This is a genomic window from Mesorhizobium sp. M7A.T.Ca.US.000.02.2.1, assembly GCF_003996995.1.
In the GTDB taxonomy this organism is placed as follows: Bacteria; Pseudomonadota; Alphaproteobacteria; order Rhizobiales; family Rhizobiaceae; genus Mesorhizobium.
In genome coordinates this window covers 1-2,006 of sequence record NZ_RZTT01000682.1, presented here as the reverse complement: position 1 = coordinate 2,006, position 2,006 = coordinate 1, and the positions used below count along the sequence as shown (strand labels likewise).

The following is a 2,006-nucleotide window of genomic DNA, read 5'->3' as shown; positions in this document are numbered from 1 at the left end:
AAAACGCCGGGCTATCTCGGCGGCGATCAGAGGATCGTCCGCCACCAATTTCGACCAGTCCGAAACAATGCCGATTTCACGTTTGAACATCGCTCGCCTCCCGTTTGCGCTCTAACAGCGATATCTAAATTATGTTCCACCGATAGTTTGACGAGGCGGACCGCTCTTGGTCACTGCGGCCTTCTGATTGATGAAAACCACGCCTGCTGCCTCCAACCCTCGACGGATGGCAGCCAGCTTGGCCGAACTCGGAATCCTTCGTCCGCTCTCGAAACTGCCAATCGTTCCTTCGCTGAGGCCGCACTTCGCGGCGAGTCGCACCTGCGACCATTTCAGCATCGCTCGTGCGGCTCTGCACTGCTGGGATGTAAGGGGCTGGATCCCTGAGACGGTGGAACTTCGCTTGTTCACATCCTCAGATCCCTTCGCTTCGGCGGGACGTGGCTTTGCACCAGGCGCACCTTGTCCATATCCACTGTGACCATTGTCCCGAGCGATACCGTGACCTTGTCGCCGTCGATCCGCGTAACGCCGCCGGATAATTCCATCAGCTGGCCCTTGGTCAGCCTGGTCGCCGGATCAATGACCGAATGCGGAAAATTGTAACCGGGGATCGACACGCTGACGCGGTCTTCCGTGACGCGCTTCAGCACCGTCGCCATGACCGCCACTTCGTCGCCGACCTTTATTGCCATGCCACTGATTCTGGGGCGTCATCTGCCGGCGTCAAGGATTAGCTAGGTCTGATATAGCAAAATCGCGGAATCAGCTTTCTTCATGCAGGGTCGCCCCGACAGCGGCAAATACCGCAAGCCGTCCAACTCTGTTCGGTGATGAGGCGTTGGCGTGGCTCGGGCAGCCGCCGACGCCAGCGTATTATTTCGTGACTCCGCCTTTTCGGAACCTTCCTGCGCACGGCGCGTTCGGCCCGCTGTATTCGAGGACCCTCATATAAAAGTGGACAGGCGGGAGGCAAACAAGGGTGGGGAGGAGTGTTGCCATGTCGAAACGAGAAATAGGCATATCTTCGGCTCTGGATCGGCGTATCGCCGATCTCAAGGCCAAGATGCAGGACGCCCGGATCACGGAATATGAAATGAAAACCTTTCAAAAAGTGGCTTCAGCCATGGGAGGCGACGGAGGCTCCCTGCGCCTCGATGCCGACGACCTGATCGCGGCATCCTTTGTCGTCGATGCGCTGAGTGAGCCAACGCTCAACTGACGACGGGCGGTCTGGTTCGCGCGCCGTTTTGCCCTTGCTCGGCCGGCAATTGGCCCACGCCTTCAAGCTCTGAAACAGGATGGCTGCTTTCCAGCGGCCGTCTTGTGGCACGTTTGCGCAAGCCTCTGTCGCAAGTCACCGACCGGGGCTGGCGGGTGGATTTGATTCCGCCGCCCGACAGAAATTGGAGGGAAAGTCTTATCAATTTGTTTGGGTTGGTGCGTCATAGTAGCGACGGCTAACGGAGTTGAACGGGATGAAGCTCGATCTGTCGCCGACGAGCTGGGGCAGGGTGATCGCTGTCACGGTAGTCGGTACTGCATTCTTCATTGCCGTGGCGTTCTTCGTCGATTCCTTCAATTTCCCCTATCTTTCGCCCGAGGCCGTGTGGCGGGCGAAGATGACCGACTTGTTGCTGCCTTTGGTGCTGGGCGGCTCGTTTCTGTTTTTCCTGATGTGGAAGATTCGCCAGCTGGCCATCGCGCAGCGCGATCTCAGCATCATCGCCGCGACAGACAGCCTGACGGCGGTGCTGAACCGTGGCGCCTTCTCTATGCTGGTCGAAGCCTATCTCGAGCAGACCCGAAAGCAGGAGCAGACCCGTTCGGGGGCGCTGCTGATCATCGACGCCGACCACTTCAAGTCGATCAATGACCGCCTGGGTCACGATTGCGGAGACCAGGCGCTCAAACTGATAGCGCAGGCGATCAAAGGGCAACTGCGTGGCGGCGATATCGTCGGCCGCATCGGAGGCGAAGAATTCGGCGTGTTTCTGCCCTGTCTC

General features: G+C 58.7%; 4 protein-coding genes. 2 read left to right on the top strand and 2 right to left on the bottom strand.

Annotation, left to right across the window (positions count from 1 at the left end):
• Positions 1-129: 129 nt before the first annotated feature.
• On the bottom strand, positions 130-411 hold the full coding sequence (locus tag EOD15_RS33500; RefSeq protein ID WP_127322157.1) for a helix-turn-helix transcriptional regulator: 282 nt from the start codon (positions 409-411) through the stop codon (positions 130-132).
• The gene (locus EOD15_RS33495; protein WP_164761957.1) at positions 408-695 is read right to left on the bottom strand and encodes a hypothetical protein; all 288 of its coding nucleotides are present in this window, start codon (positions 693-695) and stop codon (positions 408-410) included. Before EOD15_RS33495 ends, EOD15_RS33500 begins: the two co-directional genes overlap by 4 nt.
• Positions 696-1,000: 305 nt before the next feature.
• Here EOD15_RS33495 and EOD15_RS33490 point away from each other — a divergent pair, with 305 nt between their 5' ends.
• Positions 1,001-1,222: a hypothetical protein gene (locus EOD15_RS33490; RefSeq protein WP_127319259.1), complete on the top strand. Its 222-nt coding sequence runs from the start codon at positions 1,001-1,003 to the stop codon at positions 1,220-1,222.
• A gap of 256 nt (positions 1,223-1,478) precedes the next feature.
• A partial coding sequence (locus tag EOD15_RS33485; protein ID WP_148129796.1) for a GGDEF domain-containing protein occupies positions 1,479-2,006 on the top strand: 528 nt, incomplete at its 3' end.